This window comes from Brevibacterium moorei, assembly GCF_024580735.1.
Lineage (GTDB): Bacteria > Actinomycetota > Actinomycetes > Actinomycetales > Brevibacteriaceae > Brevibacterium > Brevibacterium moorei.
The window spans coordinates 181,031-197,427 of the sequence record NZ_JANIJX010000001.1 but is presented as its reverse complement, the minus strand read 5'-3'; the positions used below and the strand labels follow the sequence as shown (position 1 = coordinate 197,427).

The 16,397-nt window shown below is 67.2% G+C and carries 12 protein-coding genes; 7 read left to right on the top strand and 5 right to left on the bottom strand.

The genetic code is table 11. The features are described from left to right. Positions 1-8: 8 nt before the first annotated feature. Positions 9-1,667, bottom strand: a complete 1,659-nt coding sequence (locus NQ034_RS00920) for a thiamine pyrophosphate-dependent enzyme (RefSeq protein ID WP_257046505.1) — start codon at positions 1,665-1,667, stop codon at positions 9-11. Positions 1,668-1,817: 150 nt separating this feature from the next. Between NQ034_RS00920 and dusB the strand changes: the two genes are divergently transcribed. From dusB to NQ034_RS00890, 6 genes are all read left to right on the top strand, one after another. After that, on the top strand, positions 1,818-3,017 hold the full coding sequence (gene dusB / locus NQ034_RS00915; RefSeq protein WP_373566573.1) for a tRNA dihydrouridine synthase DusB: 1,200 nt from the start codon (positions 1,818-1,820) through the stop codon (positions 3,015-3,017). A 3-nt stretch (positions 3,018-3,020) separates the two neighbouring features. After that, positions 3,021-4,319 carry a deoxyguanosinetriphosphate triphosphohydrolase gene (locus NQ034_RS00910; RefSeq protein WP_373566572.1) on the top strand — a complete coding sequence of 433 codons (1,299 nt, stop codon included), beginning with the start codon at positions 3,021-3,023 and terminating at the stop codon, positions 4,317-4,319. Between the two features lie 67 nt (positions 4,320-4,386). Continuing rightward, positions 4,387-6,312: a DNA primase gene (dnaG, locus tag NQ034_RS00905; RefSeq protein ID WP_257046504.1), complete on the top strand. Its 1,926-nt coding sequence runs from the start codon at positions 4,387-4,389 to the stop codon at positions 6,310-6,312. Between the two features lie 106 nt (positions 6,313-6,418). Next, positions 6,419-7,096 (top strand): TetR/AcrR family transcriptional regulator, encoded by a 678-nt coding sequence (locus NQ034_RS00900; RefSeq protein WP_257046503.1) that lies wholly within the window; start codon positions 6,419-6,421, stop codon positions 7,094-7,096. Further along, on the top strand, positions 7,093-8,865 hold the full coding sequence (locus tag NQ034_RS00895; RefSeq protein WP_257046502.1) for an MDR family MFS transporter: 1,773 nt from the start codon (positions 7,093-7,095) through the stop codon (positions 8,863-8,865). Before NQ034_RS00900 ends, NQ034_RS00895 begins: the two co-directional genes overlap by 4 nt. Beyond that, complete coding sequence (locus tag NQ034_RS00890; RefSeq protein ID WP_257046501.1) at positions 8,765-9,754, top strand: D-2-hydroxyacid dehydrogenase; 990 nt, start codon at positions 8,765-8,767, stop codon at positions 9,752-9,754. The genes NQ034_RS00895 and NQ034_RS00890 overlap by 101 nt, the downstream gene beginning before the upstream one ends. Before the next feature lie 66 nt (positions 9,755-9,820). Here NQ034_RS00890 and NQ034_RS00885 read toward each other — a convergent pair whose 3' ends face one another. The 3 genes from NQ034_RS00885 to ppk2 all read right to left on the bottom strand — a co-directional run bounded on the left by NQ034_RS00885 (position 9,821) and on the right by ppk2 (position 13,424). Then, entirely contained in the window at positions 9,821-11,257 is a 1,437-nt protein-coding gene (locus NQ034_RS00885) for a glyceraldehyde-3-phosphate dehydrogenase (RefSeq protein ID WP_257046500.1), read from the bottom strand. Positions 11,258-11,341: 84 nt separating this feature from the next. Then, a complete protein-coding gene (locus NQ034_RS00880; protein ID WP_257046499.1) occupies positions 11,342-12,424 on the bottom strand; it encodes a YhjD/YihY/BrkB family envelope integrity protein in 1,083 nt (360 codons plus the stop codon). Between the two features lie 58 nt (positions 12,425-12,482). Then, positions 12,483-13,424, bottom strand: a complete 942-nt coding sequence (ppk2, locus tag NQ034_RS00875; RefSeq protein ID WP_257046498.1) for a polyphosphate kinase 2 — start codon at positions 13,422-13,424, stop codon at positions 12,483-12,485. 69 nt (positions 13,425-13,493) lie between these two features. On the opposite strand from ppk2, the gene NQ034_RS00870 reads away from it, so the two are divergent. Next, positions 13,494-14,603: an FUSC family protein gene (locus NQ034_RS00870; RefSeq protein WP_257046497.1), complete on the top strand. Its 1,110-nt coding sequence runs from the start codon at positions 13,494-13,496 to the stop codon at positions 14,601-14,603. Here the strand turns inward: NQ034_RS00870 and NQ034_RS00865 are convergent. Continuing rightward, the gene (locus NQ034_RS00865; RefSeq protein ID WP_306428066.1) at positions 14,579-16,387 is read right to left on the bottom strand and encodes an AMP-dependent synthetase/ligase; all 1,809 of its coding nucleotides are present in this window, start codon (positions 16,385-16,387) and stop codon (positions 14,579-14,581) included. The two genes, NQ034_RS00870 and NQ034_RS00865, sit on opposite strands and share 25 nt — an antisense overlap. Positions 16,388-16,397: the final 10 nt, after the last annotated feature.

The window sequence follows — 16,397 nt, the reverse complement described above, 5'->3', positions numbered from 1 at the left end:
ACCGGCGCTCAGTAGGCCTTCTGCCGCTGGGCTACGACGAGGTGGATGAGCGCGGTGCGTCCTTCGGCGATCGTCGCAAAGGCGGTGTCGAGTGCGGCGGGCAGGTCGGCATTGTGCTCGATGCGGATCCCGACGGCGCCGTAGGCCTCGGCCAGCTTGGCGAAGTCAGGATTGTGCAGCTGAGTCCCGGAGACCCGGTGCGGATACTCGCGTTCCTGGTGGGTGCGGATCGTGCCGTACTCCTGGTTGTCCATGAGCACGACCAGCGGGTGGGCACCGTACTGGGAAGCCGTTGCCAGTTCCTGCCCGTTCATCAGGAACTCCCCATCGCCGGCGATCGAGATCACCTGGCGCTCGGGATACAGCAGGGAGGCGGCCACGGCCGAGGGGATCGAATACCCCATGGAGCCATTGCGCGCCGAGATCATCGAGGCGTAGCCGCGGGTCGGGAAATACCGGTGTGCCCAGTTGGTGTGCTCGCCGGCACCGAAGGTGACCATCGCATCGGCGTCCAGGCGCGGCACCAGGTGCGCCATCAGGGCGTCCATGGTCGCCGGCCCCGCGGTCGAGGCATCGGGCAGGGAGGCGAAGACCTGCTGTTCGGCGCGCAGCCCCGAGGTCCATTCCCGCCAGGAGTTCTGGACCGGCAGGTCCATCCTGACCAGATCGCGGACGAAGGAGGCCGGCTTGGCGACGATCTGCTTGGTCACCGGGCCCGACCGACCGCGCAGCGCCGGGTCGATGGTGACGATGAAGTTCTCCTTGTCCCAGGCCTGCCGGTTGCGGAACCCGTCGGTCACGACGTCACCGGGAACCGTGCCGACGAAGACCAACAGGTCCGAGTCGTCCAAGAGCCGCCTGGTCTGCTTGGGCCGGCCGTAGCCCAGCGGACCGACATAGCTGGGGGAGTCGAAGGGGACCGTGCCCTCACAGCGCCATTCGGCGGCCGCCGGCAGATTGTGGGTTTCGAGCCAGGCGGTGAAGTCCTGTGCGGTGTCCGTATCCCAATCGTTGCCGCCGAAGACGAACAGGGGCCGCTCGGCCCTGGACAGGGAGGCATTGAGTGCCTTCCAGTCATCCACGGTCATTCCGCCCTCGGCCACCGGGATGGTGGGGTGGATGACTCCGTCGTTGCCCATCCGCAGAATGTCCTCGGGGACGCCGACGACCACCGGTCCCGGCCGTCCCGACTGCGCTGCGAACATAGCCTCGGCAACGATCTCGCTGGCGCGCTCCGGATGGTCCAGGACCATCACGCGCTTGGCGCCGGTCTCGAACCAGGCCTTCGGATCGAATTCCTGGAAGGCCTCCTTCTCCCGGTGTTCGAAGGGGATGAGCCCGACGAAGAGCACCATGGCGGTCGAATCCTGCCAGGCGGTGTGCAGGCCCACATGAGCGTTCGCGGCCCCGGGGCCCCTGGTGACCATCGCCACCCCGGGGGTGTCTGTGAGCTTGCCGACGGCCTCCGCCATATAGGCCGCTCCTCCCTCGTGCCGGCACACAACCGCTTCGATCGAGGAGTCGTAGAGCCCATCGAGCATGTCGAGGTAGCTTTCGCCGGGGACGACAAAGACGCGCTCGACTCCGTGGGCCTCGAGGGCCTTGATCATCATGTGGCCGGCCGAGATCCGGTCGGACGTGGTCAGCGCAGAGGGTGCGCTTGTCATAGGGACTCCTTGCTAAAAGGGATATGCGGCGGAGGATTTCGATCAATCTACGTTCGTCTCGCCGACCGCTCACGGCGCCGTCCGAATGCTGGTACGGCGATTCATCCGCATACTAAGACGGGCATTTGACGCGCGGTGGATAATGGGGGTGTGACCACCTCGTATCAGACCATCGAAGCATCCTCCGGGGCCGCCGCGCCCGGACGGCAACCGGCCTTGCGCATCGGGAACATCGAGCTGAGCTCTCCCGTCGTCCTGGCACCAATGGCCGGCATCACCAATACCGCTTTCCGCAGGCTGTGTCGGGAGTACGGAGCCGGCCTCTACGTCACCGAAATGGTCACGACCCGCGCCCTGGTCGAACGCAATCCCAAGACGATGCGGATGATCCACCACGAGCCCTTCGAAACCCCGCGCTCGATTCAGCTCTACGGAGTCGATGCGAAGACCATCGGCCAGGCGGTGCGGCTGGTCGTCGAGGAGGACAGGGCCGACCACATCGACCTGAACTTCGGCTGCCCGGTCCCCAAGGTCACCCGCAAGGGCGGCGGGTCCGCCCTGCCGTGGAAGCTCGACCTGTTCACCGATATCGTCACCACGGCCGTGCGCGAGGCCTCCCGCCGCGATGTACCGGTGACCGTCAAGATGCGCAAGGGAATCGACGCGGACCATCTGACCTACCTGGAGGCCGGCCCGATCGCCGCCGAGGCCGGGGTCGCGGCCATCACCCTGCACGGGCGGACCACCGCCGACCTGTACTCCGGCCACGCCGACTGGGAGGCGATCGCACGCCTCAAGGACCTCATCGGCGACCGGGTGCCGGTCCTGGGCAATGGCGATATCTTCGCCGCCGAGGACGCCCGGGCGATGATGGCCGAAACCGGTTGCGATGGCGTCGTGGTGGGCCGCGGCTGCATGGGCCGACCCTGGCTGTTCGGCGATCTGGCCTATGCCCTGCGCGGTTCCGAACAGCGGATCCGCCCCGATCTGCGGATGGTCGCCGAGACCGTCTACCGGCACGGCGTCTACCTGATGGAGCACTACCAGGACGAATTCATGGGAGTGCGCGATCTGCGCAAGCACATCGCCTGGTACTTCAAGGGCTACCCGGTCGGTGGGGAGCTGCGCTCGCAGCTGGCCAAGGTGTCCTCGCTGGACGAGCTGCGCGGCCTGTTGCAGCGCCTCGACCTCGATGCCCCCTATCCGGGTGCCGACGCCGAGGGTTCGCGCGGGCGGACCTCGCGGGCGAAGAAGCCGCACCTGCCCGAAGGATGGCTGGACTCCCGGACCCTGCACGAGGAGCACCGGGCCGACCTGGCCGAGGCCGAACTCGACGTTTCGGGGGGCTGAGGGATGACCGCGATGCCGGGCGCCCTGCCCCAGGGCGTGGCGGGCTACAGCCTTGACGACCGGGCGCGCTGGGTCCACGAACCGCAGAAGAGTCCGCGCCGCTCCGCGTTCCAACGGGACCGGGCGCGCGTCCTGCACTCCTCGGGCCTGCGTCGGCTGGGCGCGAAGACCCAGGTGGTCTCGCCGGGCAGTGACGACTTCGTGCGCACCCGCCTGACCCATTCACTCGAGGTGGCACAGGTGGGCCGCGAACTCGCCCGCTACCTGGGCAGCGATCCCGATGTCGTCGACGCCGCCTGCCTGGCCCACGACCTGGGACACCCGCCCTTCGGCCACAACGGCGAAGCGGTGCTCGACGAGATCGCCCGCGACATCGGCGGATTCGAGGGCAATGCGCAGACGCTGCGCGTTCTCTCCCGGCTCGAACCCAAGGTGCTCGGCTCCGGCGGCCGGCCCGCCGGCCTCAACCTGACGCGCGCCACCCTCGACGCGTGCATCAAATATCCCTGGCCGCGCTCCGCGGCGCCCACGCCGGATACCGCCAGTGCGACGATCAGGAAGTTCGGCGTCTACGCCGACGATCGGGAGGTCTTCGACTTCGTCCGCGCGGGGCGCGACGATGGGCGCAGGTGCATCGAGGCCCAGTTGATGGATCTGGCCGACGACATCTCCTATTCGGTGCACGACGTCGAGGACGCGATCAACTCGGGCTTCCTCGACCTGGACGCCTACCGCAACGATCATGCCCTGGCCGGTCTGCTCGACATCACCAGGCAGTGGTATCTGCCCCAGATCGAGGACGCCCCACTGCTGGCGGCGCTCGAACGGCTGCGCGCGCAACCGTATTGGCCCCACGGCGAGTTCGACGGCTCCCGCCGCGCCCAGGCAGCGCTCAAGCATATGACCAGCCAGCTGATCGGACGGTTCGCCGGTGCCGCGGAGGCCGCGACCCACGCGGTCTACGGCTGGGAGCCGCTGGGCCGCTACGACGGCCGGCTGATCGTTCCAGACGACACCAGGATCGAGATCGCGGTGCTCAAGGGGCTGGCCACCGTGACCGTCATGGTCGCCCAGGACCGCCTGCGGCTGCAGCGGATCCAGGCACGGGTCATCGGGCAGCTGTGCGAGTACTTCGCGGAGCGCCCGGAGGCGATGGACAGGATGTTCTTCCTCGACCATCGGGACGCCGCGGACGACGCCGGGCGGCTGCGGGTGGTCGTCGACCAGGTGGCGACCCTGACCGATCATTCGGCCTGGGCGCACTACCACACGATGCAGAACGACACCGGCAGCCTGTTGTGAGCCGCGCCGGGGCGCGGTGGGGTCTGCGGGGAATGGAACGGGGCGCGCGAGCGCGGAAGGAGTGCACATGCCGGGATTGATCCGGCGCGAGGACATCGACGAGGTCCGCGCCCGCACGCGCATCGACGAGGTGGTCGGTGACCATGTGAGCCTGCGCAGCGGGGGTGTCGACTCGCTCAAGGGGCTGTGCCCGTTCCACGATGAGCGCACCCCGAGCTTCCACGTGCGCCCCAGTATGGGCCTGTACCACTGCTTTGGGTGCGGGGAGTCCGGTGATGTGTTCACCTTCCTGCAGAAGGTCGAGGGCCTGAGCTTCACCGAGTCGGTCGAACGGCTGGCCGAGAAGGCCGGACTGCAGCTGACCTATGAGGATGGCAAGGGTCCCGACCGGCGCGAACAGGGGAGCAGGCAGCGCCTGATCGACATGCACCAGGTCGCCGCGGACTTCTTCCGGGAGAACCTGGGGGCACCCCAGGCCGAACCCGGCCGGGCCTATCTCAGCGAGCGCGGTTTCGACCTGACCGCCTGCCAGACCTACGGGGTGGGCTTCGCCCTGCCCGGCTGGGACAATCTGACCCGGCACCTATCCGGGCGCGGTTTCACCACCGACGATATGCTCAAGGCCGGTCTGGTGGTCCAGGGCAAGCGGGGGGTCTACGATCGGTTCCGCGGTCGTCTGACCTGGCCGATCCGCGATGTCTCCGGCCGGGTCATCGGTTTCGGCGCCCGGCGGATCCTGCCCGACGATCAGGGTCCGAAATACCTCAACACCCCGGAGACCCCCCTCTATCACAAGAACCAGGTCCTCTACGGGCTCGACCTGGCCAAGAAGTCGATCGCCAAGACCAAGCGCGTGGTCATCGTCGAGGGCTACACCGATGTGATGGCGGCCCAGTTGGCCGGTGTGACCCAGGCTGTGGCGACCTGCGGTACCGCCTTCGGCGAGGAGCACGTGAAGATCGTCCGGCGGCTGATGGGCGATGACGCTAGCGCCCACGGCGAGGTGATCTTCACCTTCGACGGTGATGAGGCCGGGCGCAATGCCGCTCTCAAGGCATTCAAGGAGGACCAGAAGTTCGTCTCGCAGACCTTTGTCGCCATCACCCCCGGTGGGATGGATCCGTGCGAGCTGCGGATGGCCCAGGGCGATGCCGCCGTGCGGGAGCTGGTCGACGGTCGCAGGCCCCTGGTCGAGTTCGCCATCACCTCGGTGGTGGACACCTTCGACATCGGCACGGTCGAGGGCAGGGTGGGTGCGATCCGGGCTGCTGCGCCGATGGTGGCGGGTCTGCGCGATGCTGCGCTGCGCCCGGGCTATGAGCGCTTCGTCGCCGGATATCTCGGCGTGGACACCGCGGAGGTCGCCAGGGCGGTGCGGGCCGCGCGGTCCCGCAGGCACGGCTCACCCGGCCGTTCGGAACCGGAACGGCACCGCCCGGTCGAGCCGACCCCGGCAGCTGCCCCCGGGTCTTCGCCCGGTTCGGTGTCCCAGACGATCGCGGCCTATGCCGAGGAACTGTCCCCGGCCGATGCCACCGCTCTCCGGGTCGAGCGCGGGGCCCTGCAAGTGGCCCTGCAACGCCCGGAGTTCGTCAACGCCCGACTGTTCGACGCCTTGAGCCCCGACACCTTCCGCGATCCGCGGCTGCGGGCGGTGCACCGGGCGATGGTGTCCTGCGGTGGGATCTCCCGGGCGATCGCGGTGGGGCCGGCCTGGCCGGAGGCCGTGATGCAATCGGCCGGAGAGGACCTGCGGCCCCTGGTGGGCGAACTCGCGGTATCCCCGCTGCCGGCGCAGGGGGAGGACGGGGTCGAACGCTACGCCAGGGGGATCGTCGCCCGGCTGTTCGACAACGACATGGTGCGGATCTCCGGTTTGCTGCACTCGCGGCTGCAGCGCACCGACCCGGCCGATGCCGCCACCAGTGCGAAACTGCTCGAACAGCTCACAGTGCTCGAGGTGCAGCGCTCCCGGCTGCGGCAGCAGATGTGATCCGACCGGCCATGTGACCAGGGTGTATATGTGATCTGCCTTTAAAACTTGCACGGTCTGCAGATTTGCGCTTGCTGCAAACTTGCATACCGTGCATAATGATCTGGTGACTACAGAACCCCGTTATCCTTCCGAGCCGGAGGACTGTGGCGAATCACTGCGTGAGCGCAAGACCCGCGAACGTCGCCACGCCATCCACGCCGCAGCCGTCGACCTGGTCGGCGATGCCGGCCTCGACGCGGTGACGATCGCACAGATCGCCGAGCGCGCCGAGGTCTCCAAGCGGACCTTCTTCAACTACTTTCCGTCGAAGGAGGCCGCGATCCTCGACCAGGGGGATCACGAATCCGACGGCAGTGAGCTGCGTGCCTTCATCCGCGACTTCCAACCGCGCCGGGACGACCTGGCCGAGGACATCGCCCACGTGGTGCGCCACGCCTTCGAATTCGTCGGACCCGCCTCGGCGACCCGCCCGCGGGTCCGTGCACTGCTGGTGCAGTACCCGCAGCTGGTCCTGCTGAACATGGAGGCCGTGCGCCGCTTCGACGAGGACATCGTGGCCGGCGTACGCGACAGGATCAAGACCCGCGGGATCGAACCGGCCGACGAGGCACGGGCGGACCGTCTGGCCCGGATGCTCACCCTGCTGTGCACCGTGCCCCTGCAACACGCTTTCAGATCCGCGAAGGTCGAACTCGACCGTGAACTGAATCAAGAGGAGATGGACTCGGCCTTCGAAGAATCCGTGGCCATGTTCAAAACCGTCATCGAAAGGATGAAATGAGTACCCCAGAGTCAACTGCCCGGAGGGCGCAGGCGCGGCACTCGCACCCGGGCGACGGTGAGATGAGCCAGTCCGGCATCATCCTGCTGTTCGTGGGCCTGATGATCGCGATGCTCATGTTCTCGCTCAACCAGACCATGTTGGGCACCGCGCTGCCGACCATCGTGGGCGAACTCAACGGCGTGGATCAGATGCTGTGGGTCTCCACGGCCTTCATGCTGGCCTCGACGATCATGATGCCGATCTACGGCAAGCTCTCCGATATGTTCAACCGGAAGTACATCTTCATCGCGGCCATTGTGGTGTTCCTGGCCGGGTCGATCGTGGCCTTCTTCGCCCACAACATGGCACTGTTGATCCTGGGCCGTGTGCTCCAGGGGATCGGTGGCGGTGGCCTGATGATCCTCTCGCAGTCGATCATCGCCGCTGTCGTGCCTGCCCGACAGCGTGGTAAGTACATGGGCATCATGGGCGCGAACTTCGCGGTGTCCTCCGTCGCCGGCCCCCTGATCGGCGGCTGGATCACCGAGGGCCCCGGCTGGCGGTGGAACTTCGCGTTGATGATCCCGTTGGGCATTCTGGCGCTGATCTCGGCGATCATCTTCCTCAAGGTTCCGCACCTGAACCACGGGCGCAAAGACCGCAAGCTCGACATCGCCGGTATGGTGCTCATCGCCGAGTTCACTTCGGCGCTGATCCTGGCCACGGCCTGGGGCGGCCACCAGTACGAATGGACTGACCCGGTCATCGTCACCCTGCTGGGCGTGGCAGTCGCCAGCGCAGTCGTCTTCGTGTTCGTGGAGAACGCGGTGGACAACCCGATCATCCCGATGAGCCTGTTCACGGACCGGAACTTCGTGCTGTGCACCATCTCCGGCATCTTCGTGGGTATCGGCATGTTCGGCGCCCTGTCCTATCTGCCGACCTTCCTGCAGATGGTCCACGGCATCGCCCCGACGCCCGCCGGCCTGATGATGGTGCCGATGAACGGTGTGATGCTGCCGGTGTCGATCATCGTGGGCTTCCTCGTGTCCAAGACCGGCCGTTACAAGTTCTACCCCGTTATCGGCCTGGCCCTGGTGGGCGTCGCCCTGGTCCTGTTGGGCACCGTCACCGCCGACCAGAACGCCTGGGTGATGATCGGCTATCTGTGTGTGATGGGTCTGGGCCTTGGCCTGGGCATGCAGACCCTGGTGCTGATCGTGCAGAACTCGTTCCCGGTGAGCATGGTCGGTACCGCGACCGCCTCGAACAACTTCTTCCGTCAGATCGGCGCGACCCTGGGGATGTCGGTGATCGGCTCGCTGTTCACCAACCGGCTGACGAACAACCTCAGCGACGGGCTCAAACAGTTGGGACCCGAGGCCGCCAAGGCCATGTCCGGTGGCGGGGCGAACTCGTTGACCCCTGACTTCGTCAAGACCCTGGCCAATCCTGTCCACGATATGATCACCCACGCCTACGCCGATGCGCTGGTCCCGGTGTTCATGTGGGTCAGCCCGACAGCCTTCATCGGTGCGATCATCCTGCTGTGGGTCAAGGAGAAGGCGCTGGCGACGAAGATCGTCCAGGATACGCCCGAAGCCCACCGGGAGATCCTCGATACGAATACGATGGCGGTGGTGGGCGACGGGCCCGCCACAGCCGACGCAATCGAGGAGGCACTGCATGACGCAGACGCCACAGAAGCCAACCCCGGAGACGGTCCTGACCATCGTGCAGGATCCCCAGCTGCAGAGGTCACCGCGCCTAGCGGGCCTAAGCACTGAGGTGCGCTGGGCGCACGCGGACAATCTGGCCGCGCTGCTGCCCGGCACCGAGGTGCTCTTCATCCGCAGCCCACGGGCCGCCCGCGAGCTCCCCGAGCTCGTGGACACGGCCGGTGGGCTGCGCTGGATTCACACCGGCTCAGCCGGAGTCGATCACCTGGGCGATCCCCGGATCGCAGCGCTGGGGGCGGCCGTGACGAATGCCAGGGGAGTGTTCGACGAGCCGATGGCCGAATGGGTGCTGTCCCACCTGTTCGCCCATGTCAAGGAGCATGCACGGTTCGCCCGACAGCAGGCCGCCCACGAGTGGGCCTACCGACCCACCGGAATGCTCGCGGGAACGTCGGCGCTGATCGTGGGAGTGGGCTCGATCGGGCGCGCGATCGCCAGGGCGCTGCGCGCGGTGGGGGTCTCCTGTTCCGGCGCCGGCACCCACGCCAGGGCGGGCGATGCGGAATTCGAGACCATCGTCGATTCCGCCCGATTGGCCGAGCACGTCGGTGCATACGACTGGATCATCGACATTGCCCCACTGACCGGGGCGACCCGTGGACTCATCGACTCCCGGGTGCTGGAGGCCTGTGCGCCACACGCGGTACTGGTCAATCTGGGCAGGGGGGCGTCCGTGGTCACCGATGACCTCGTCGGTGCGCTTGAGGCGGGAACCATTGCCGGGGCCATCCTCGATGTCACCGATCCGGAGCCGCTGCCGGCCGACCACCCGCTGTGGGACGCGCCCGGGGTCGTTATCACACCGCACATGAGCGGTGACCTGCGTGATTCCGAGGAGCGCGTGAACGACCAGTTCATCGAGAACTGGGAGCGCTTCCAGACCGGTGGGGAATTGCTCAACCCCGTCGATGTGGCCCGCGGCTACGCCCGGGCGTGATCCCCGGGACATGCGCAGGGGGCGCGGCGCCGACACGGGGGCGGCGCCCCCTGCGCATCTCTTAGCTCAGCCCAGTGCAGGGAAGGCCGGGGCCGCTGCCCCGGTCATCTGCGCGGCGATGCGCACAACCTGGCAGGAGTAGCCGAACTCGTTGTCATACCACACGTAGAGAACCGCGCGGTTGCCCTCGACGATCGTGGCCAGGCCGTCGACGACACCCGCCCGCCGGGACCCGACGAAGTCGGTGGACACAACCTCCGGGGAGGCGATGTAGTCGACCTGGTTGCGCAGCCGCGAGTTCAGTGAGACCTGGCGCAGGAAGTCGTTGAGGTCATCTGCGGTGGTCTCCTTGGCCAGGTTGAGGTTCAGCACGGCCATTGACACGTCCGGGGTGGGGACGCGGATCGAATTGCCGGTGAGCTTGCCGGCCAGTTCCGGCAGCGCCTTGGCAACCGCGGTGGCGGCACCGGTCTCCGTGAGCACCATATTGAGCCCGGCTGCGCGGCCGCGGCGCTCCTTCTTGTGGAAGTTGTCGACCAGGTTCTGGTCGTTGGTGTATGAGTGGACGGTCTCCATGTGCCCGTTGACCACGCCGAATTCGTCGTTGACGACCTTGAGCACCGGGGTGATGGCGTTCGTGGTGCAGGAGGCCGCGGACAGGATCGTGTCGGTATCGGTGATCGAATCGTTGTTGACGCCGAAGACGATGTTCTTCAGCGCGCCCTTGCCAGGTGCCGTCAGCAGCACCTTCGCAGCGCCCGGGCACTGCAGGTGCTTGGACAGGCCGGCCTCGTCGCGCCACTTACCGGTGTTGTCGATGACGAGGGCGTCCTCGATGCCGTAGGCGGTGTAGTCGACCGTCGATGGATCGTTGGAGTAGATGACCTGGATCAGCACGCCGTTGGCCAGGATCGTCTCGGCTTCCTCGTCGACGACGATGTTGCCGTCGAACTTGCCGTGGATCGAATCGCGGCGCAGCAGGGAGGCGCGCTTGATGATGTCGTCATCGCTGTTGCGGCGGACCACAACGGCGCGCAGGCGCATACCGGAATTGCCCGCCCGGTCGATCAGGATGCGGGCCAGCAGTCGGCCGATCCGACCGAAGCCGTAGAGCACGACATCGCGGGGGGCACCGGCGGCGGTGTGAGCGCCGACGACGGGGGCGAGCTCGGAGCGCAGGTAGTCGGCGAGTTCACCGCCGGTGGTGCGGAAGCCCGCTGCCAGACGGCCCAGGTCGATCCGGGCCGCGCCCAGGTCCAAGGTCTCGAGTACTTCGGCGATGGCCAGCGTCTCGCCCAGGTCCAGATCGGTTGTATCGAAGTGTCGGGCGTATCGGTGTGCCTTGATGATGCCGGTGACCGACTTGTTCAGCAGGCTCCGACCGTACACGGTCAGCAGAACCTCGTTGTTCCGGTGCAGGCGGCCCACGATCGGCAGCAGCTGCTCCGCTGCGTCCTGTTTGGCGGTCCACTCCTGCATCTTCGCTGTGGCGAGATCACTCACGGGTCAGTCCCTTTCGTTGGGTTGAGGATGCGTCGGGCCCATTCTACGTGGAGTGGAAGCGGGTTTCGGCCCCAGGTGCTCCGCTCAGCGCCTGCCGGGGATGTGACTTTGACTGCTTTTGCGGATCCGATACAGGCCGGTGAAGGCGAGCGCCAGCATTCCGCTGCCCAGGCTGAGAGCGGCGACTGCCTCGGTCGAGCGCCGCAGCCGACCGGGCGTCCCCTGCGTCGGAGCGATGGCGGGGGCGGTGGCGGGAACCTCGGCGACGATTGTGGGCCCGTCGATTCCGGTGCCCATCCACGCCGCGATCACCAGCATGATCCGGGCGAACACGTTCAGAACGGCCATGATCGCGATCACCGGGCCGAACAGGGCCGCAGTGGGCGAAGAGGAGAACGCCCCGATCAGTACGGTGGCCAGGTTGATCAGCACGGTCAGCGCGACGGCTCCCAGGGCCGAGCCGATCATCCGGGTGCGCATGGGCACCGGCCGGGCCGGCAACAGGGTGAAGATGAACAAGAACAGGGTCCAGGCGGCGGCCAGTGAGATGAGCAGCCCAGCCGGGGTCACCACGCCGTAGAACCAGCCGGGCAGCGCGGCCCGGTCGATGATCCACGTCGCCAGCCCGGTGCCGAGAACGGTGGCGGCGACTGTCAGGGCCGCCCCGATGAGGATGCCCACCAGGGTCAGGGTGTTGGTCAGGAAACGGCGGACGAACGACTCCTTCGGAATGTCATCCATGTTCGGAGTCAGCTGGGCGCGCACGGCGTCCTTGACATTGCCGATGAAACCCTGACTCGTGTACAGCGCCGAGACGATGCCCAGGATGCCCACCCCGGCCCAATTGGACAGGTAGGAGTGCAACAGGTCGACCAGCTTATCCTGGCCCGGCACCAGCCTGCCGATCCAGTCCTCGACAACGGGAATGAACTCGGGGCGGGCCACATCGAGGACGAACCCCAGGGCGGCGAAGGCGAACATGAGCATCGGCAGTACCGCCAGGATCAGGAAGTAGGTGATCGCGGCGGCGAACTGATTGCCCAGCCGGGCCGAGTACCTGCTCATGGTGTCGCGGATGTGGACGATGCCAGGTCTGTGCGTGATTTGCCGGGATCTGCGCTGCAGATCGGACTCCTCGGCCAGCAGGCTGCTGATGCGGGTATCCATGTGGTCTGGTCTCCTCTCGGGCGCCGGCGGGACCGGAGCCGATGTGGCCGGTGCGCTCTCAGCCGCGGTGCTGTTTGTGCTTCTTCGCCCGCGCGGTGGGGGACTCGCCGGAATCGTAGATCCGATCGGGGGCGCCGACCAACAGGGGATCGGGGGTCAGAGCCACCTCCGGGTCCTTGTCCGGGTAGTCGTAGAGGCCGAGCACATGGCGCATCGCCTCGAGCCTGGCCCTCTTCTTGTCATTCGACTTGACCACAGTCCACGGCGCATAGTCGGTATCGGTGCCCTGGAACATCGCCTCCTTGGCGGCGGTGTACGCATCCCACTTGTCCAGGCTGGCCAGATCGGTCGGTGAGAGCTTCCATTGCTTGACCGGATCGGTCAGTCTGTCGCCGAACCGGCGCAGCTGTTCCTCCCGGCCCACGGAAAACCAGAACTTCACCAGTGTGATGCCCGAACGCACGAGCAACCGCTCGAACCGCGGCGTCTCCCACATGAACTCCTCGTACTGCTCATCGGTGCAATACCCCATGACGCGCTCCACCCCGGCCCTGTTGTACCAGGACCGGTCGAACAGCACCATCTCGCCCCCGGCCGGCAGATGCGCGACATAGCGCTGGAAGTACCACTGGGTGAGCTCGCGCTCCGTGGGCTTCTCCAGGGCCACAACCCGTGCGCCGCGGGGGTTGAGGTGCTCGGTGAAGCGCTTGATCGCCCCGCCCTTGCCCGCGGCGTCGCGGCCCTCGAAGATCAGCACGAGCTTCTGGCCGGTCTCCTTGACCCATGCCTGCAGCTTGAGCAACTCGATCTGCAGCAGTCGCTTCTGCGCCTCGTAGTCCGCCCGCGAGAGCTTCTTGTCGTAGGGGTAATCTTGTTTCCAGGCGGCCGCCTCCGAATCACCCCGCAGGCTGTCCGCAAGCGCCTGGGCCTGCGCCCGCCGTTGTTCGTCCTGGGGATCCTCGATCCGCTCCACGTGCTGTTTACCGCCGGTTTCGCTCATGCTGCCAGTCTATGGGAACTCAATCCCGTGCACCGCCGTTTCTTCACCGTCGAATAGGAGGGGACACCCGTGCCCACACGATCCGCTGCCCGATTCCTCGGCCCGATCATGATCTGGCCGGAAAGGCTGCTGCGCCTCGACGTCGAGGCGGCGCTGCGGGCGGCACTGTGCGTCACCGTGCCACTGTTGGTCCTGCTGGCACTGGGACGGATGGACCTGGCAGCGTATGTCTCCTTCGCGGCCTTCACCTCCCTCTACGGCCGCTATGAGACCTACAAGCACCGCACCGGCACCCTGCTGGTCGCAGCCGGGATGCTGTCGGCGTGTATCCTGGCCGGCCTGCTGTACTCGGCGTTCGGCACCGCGGCTACGGGTCCGCGCCTCGGCGGGGTACCCCTGGTCTTCGTGCTCATCCTCGTCGTGGTCTCCGGCGTCGGCATGCTCCTGTCGGCGGTGATGAACTGGGTGCCCTACGGTTCCATCTTCTTCGTCTTCGCGTTCTCCGTCGTCTCCTCCGTGCCGGTTGCCCCCGGGCAGGTTCTCAGCAGGTTCCTGGTATCACTGGGCTGCTGCCTGTTCTGCCTGTTCATCGGCCTCTCCGGGGGACTCGTCAGGGCGCTCGACGAACACAACCGGGTGGCCAGAGGGGACCTGCACGTGCCGGGGCGCAATCTGGGTGCGCTGCGCAACCGCGCGGTCTGGGCCTCGGCCGGAACGACCGCCGGGGCCGTGGCGGTGGCCACCCTGGCCGTTGCCGGCCTGGGCCTGGGACATGCCTACTGGGCGGCCTGCGCAGTGTGCACGACCATGCCGCGGCCCGGACAGCCCCTGAGCCTCTCGCGGATCGCCCACCGCGTCATCGGCACGGCGGGAGGGGTCCTGGTCACCGCCGGGATCCTCGTGTTCGAGCCCCCGGTGTGGATGTGCATTGTGGTCGTCGGCATCGCCCAGCTCCTCGCCGAACTCTTCGTCGGCCAGGTCTACTGGCTGGCGATGTTCTTCGTCACCCCACTGGCACTGGTATCGAGTCAGCTGTCGGCGCACTATCCCGTGCACCGGATGCTCCCGGAGCGCTTCACCGACACGCTGGTCGGCGGCCTGGTCGTGCTGGCCCTTCTCCTGGTCTCCCGGCTGGCCCGCAAGCGGCGGGGGGCTCAGGCCGGACGCGGCGTGGAATAGAGCGCTTCGAGCTCTGCGGCGAAGTCCTGCAGCACGACCGGCCGCTTGACCGACTGCTTGGCGGACAGATAACCCGCGGCCTCGGTCAACTCCACCGGCACGATGCGGAACGCCCGAATGCCCTCGGCACGGGAGACCCGCGCATTCGCCCGGTCCACCGCGGCCTGGATCGAGGCACGCACCGCCGGATGCGCCGCTGCCCGGTCCAATGACAGCGGTGGCAGACCGTGGGCCTCCAACCAACCCGGCAGCATCTCCGGATCGAGGAAGATCAGAGCCCCGACGAATTTCCGCTGCTCACCCACGACGACCGGCTGGCCCACCAGGGGATGGCGGCGAATCACGTCCTCCAAGGGCGCCGGGGCCACATTCTTCCCTCCCGAGGTCACAATGAGTTCCTTCTTCCGCCCCGTAATCGACAGATAGCCCTCCTCATCCAGCGAGCCGAGATCGCCGGTGGCCAGCCAATCGCCGCGGAATGTCGCCGCCGTGGCCTCGGGATTGTTCAAATAGCCCGAGAACACCGGCGGGCCCTGGACCAGGACCTCCCCGTCGCCGGCCACCGCCACCGCACATCCGGGCAGGGGCACCCCGACCGTGCCGATGCGCGAGGCACCCGGTCGGTTGACCGTCACGGGCGCGGTCGTCTCCGTGAGCCCATAGCCCTCGAGTACCCTGACACCGATCCCCGAGAAGAAATGACCCAGGTGCTCGCCCAACGGCCCACCACCGGAGATCGCATACTCCGCCCTGCCGCCGAGCACCGCGCGCAGCCTGGCGTAGACCAGCCGGTCGAACAACGCATGGCGCAGGCGCAGCCCCCAGGGGACCCGGCCGGCATCAGCGGCGCGCGAATACGCCACCGCGGTGATCTCGGCCAGGGTGAAGATCCTGCCCTGACCGCCGGACTGCGCCTTCGCCCTGGCCGCGTTGAAGACCTTCTCGAAGACCCGCGGCACACCCAAGACGAAGGTCGGACGGAACACCGCAAGGGACTCGGTCAACCTGCCCAAGTCGTGCTGATGGCCCAACACCACGCCCTCACAGATCGAGATGACCTGAATGAACCGGGCGAACACATGGGCCGTGGGGATGAACAGCAGGCACCGGGCACCCGGTGCGAGTACCTCGGGCATGGACCGGGACGCCGCCTGCGCGGTGAGCACGAAATTCGCGTGGGTCAACAGGCACCCCTTGGCCCTTCCCGTCGTGCCCGAGGTGTAGATGATCGTCGCCACATCCTGCGGCCCCACCCGGCGCCGCTGCGCGTCGAGCGCAGTGTCGGTGACGGACCGCCCCGCCCGGTGCAACTGCGCCAGGGAGTCCTCGTCGTCCCACATATGGACCGGCAGCCCGGCGGCGGCGGGCACCCCGGCCAGCACCTCGCGGTGCCCGGCATCGGCGACCAGCATGAGCGCGGGCCTGGCATCGGCGAGCATCCATTCGATCTGCTCGGCGCTCGCGGTGTCGTAGAACGGGATGCTGGTGGCACCGGCGAACCAGATCGCGAAGTCCGCGACGGCCCAGCGGTAACTGCTCGGGCCGAAGATCCCCACGCGGGAACCCGGGCCGATACCCGCCGCCACCAGGCCCTTGGCCACTGCGATGACATCGGCGTGGAATTCCGCGCGGGTGATGGCCTCCTCCGTCCGTTCGTGCACGATGCTCAGCGCATGGGCATCGGGGTCGGCGGCCAGTGCGCGCAGAAAGCAGTCGGTGATCGTCGAGGTGTCATCGGGGGAGTAGGTCGCTGGGGTGGCGGACTGACGCATCCATCCGGTCATGGGATCTCCT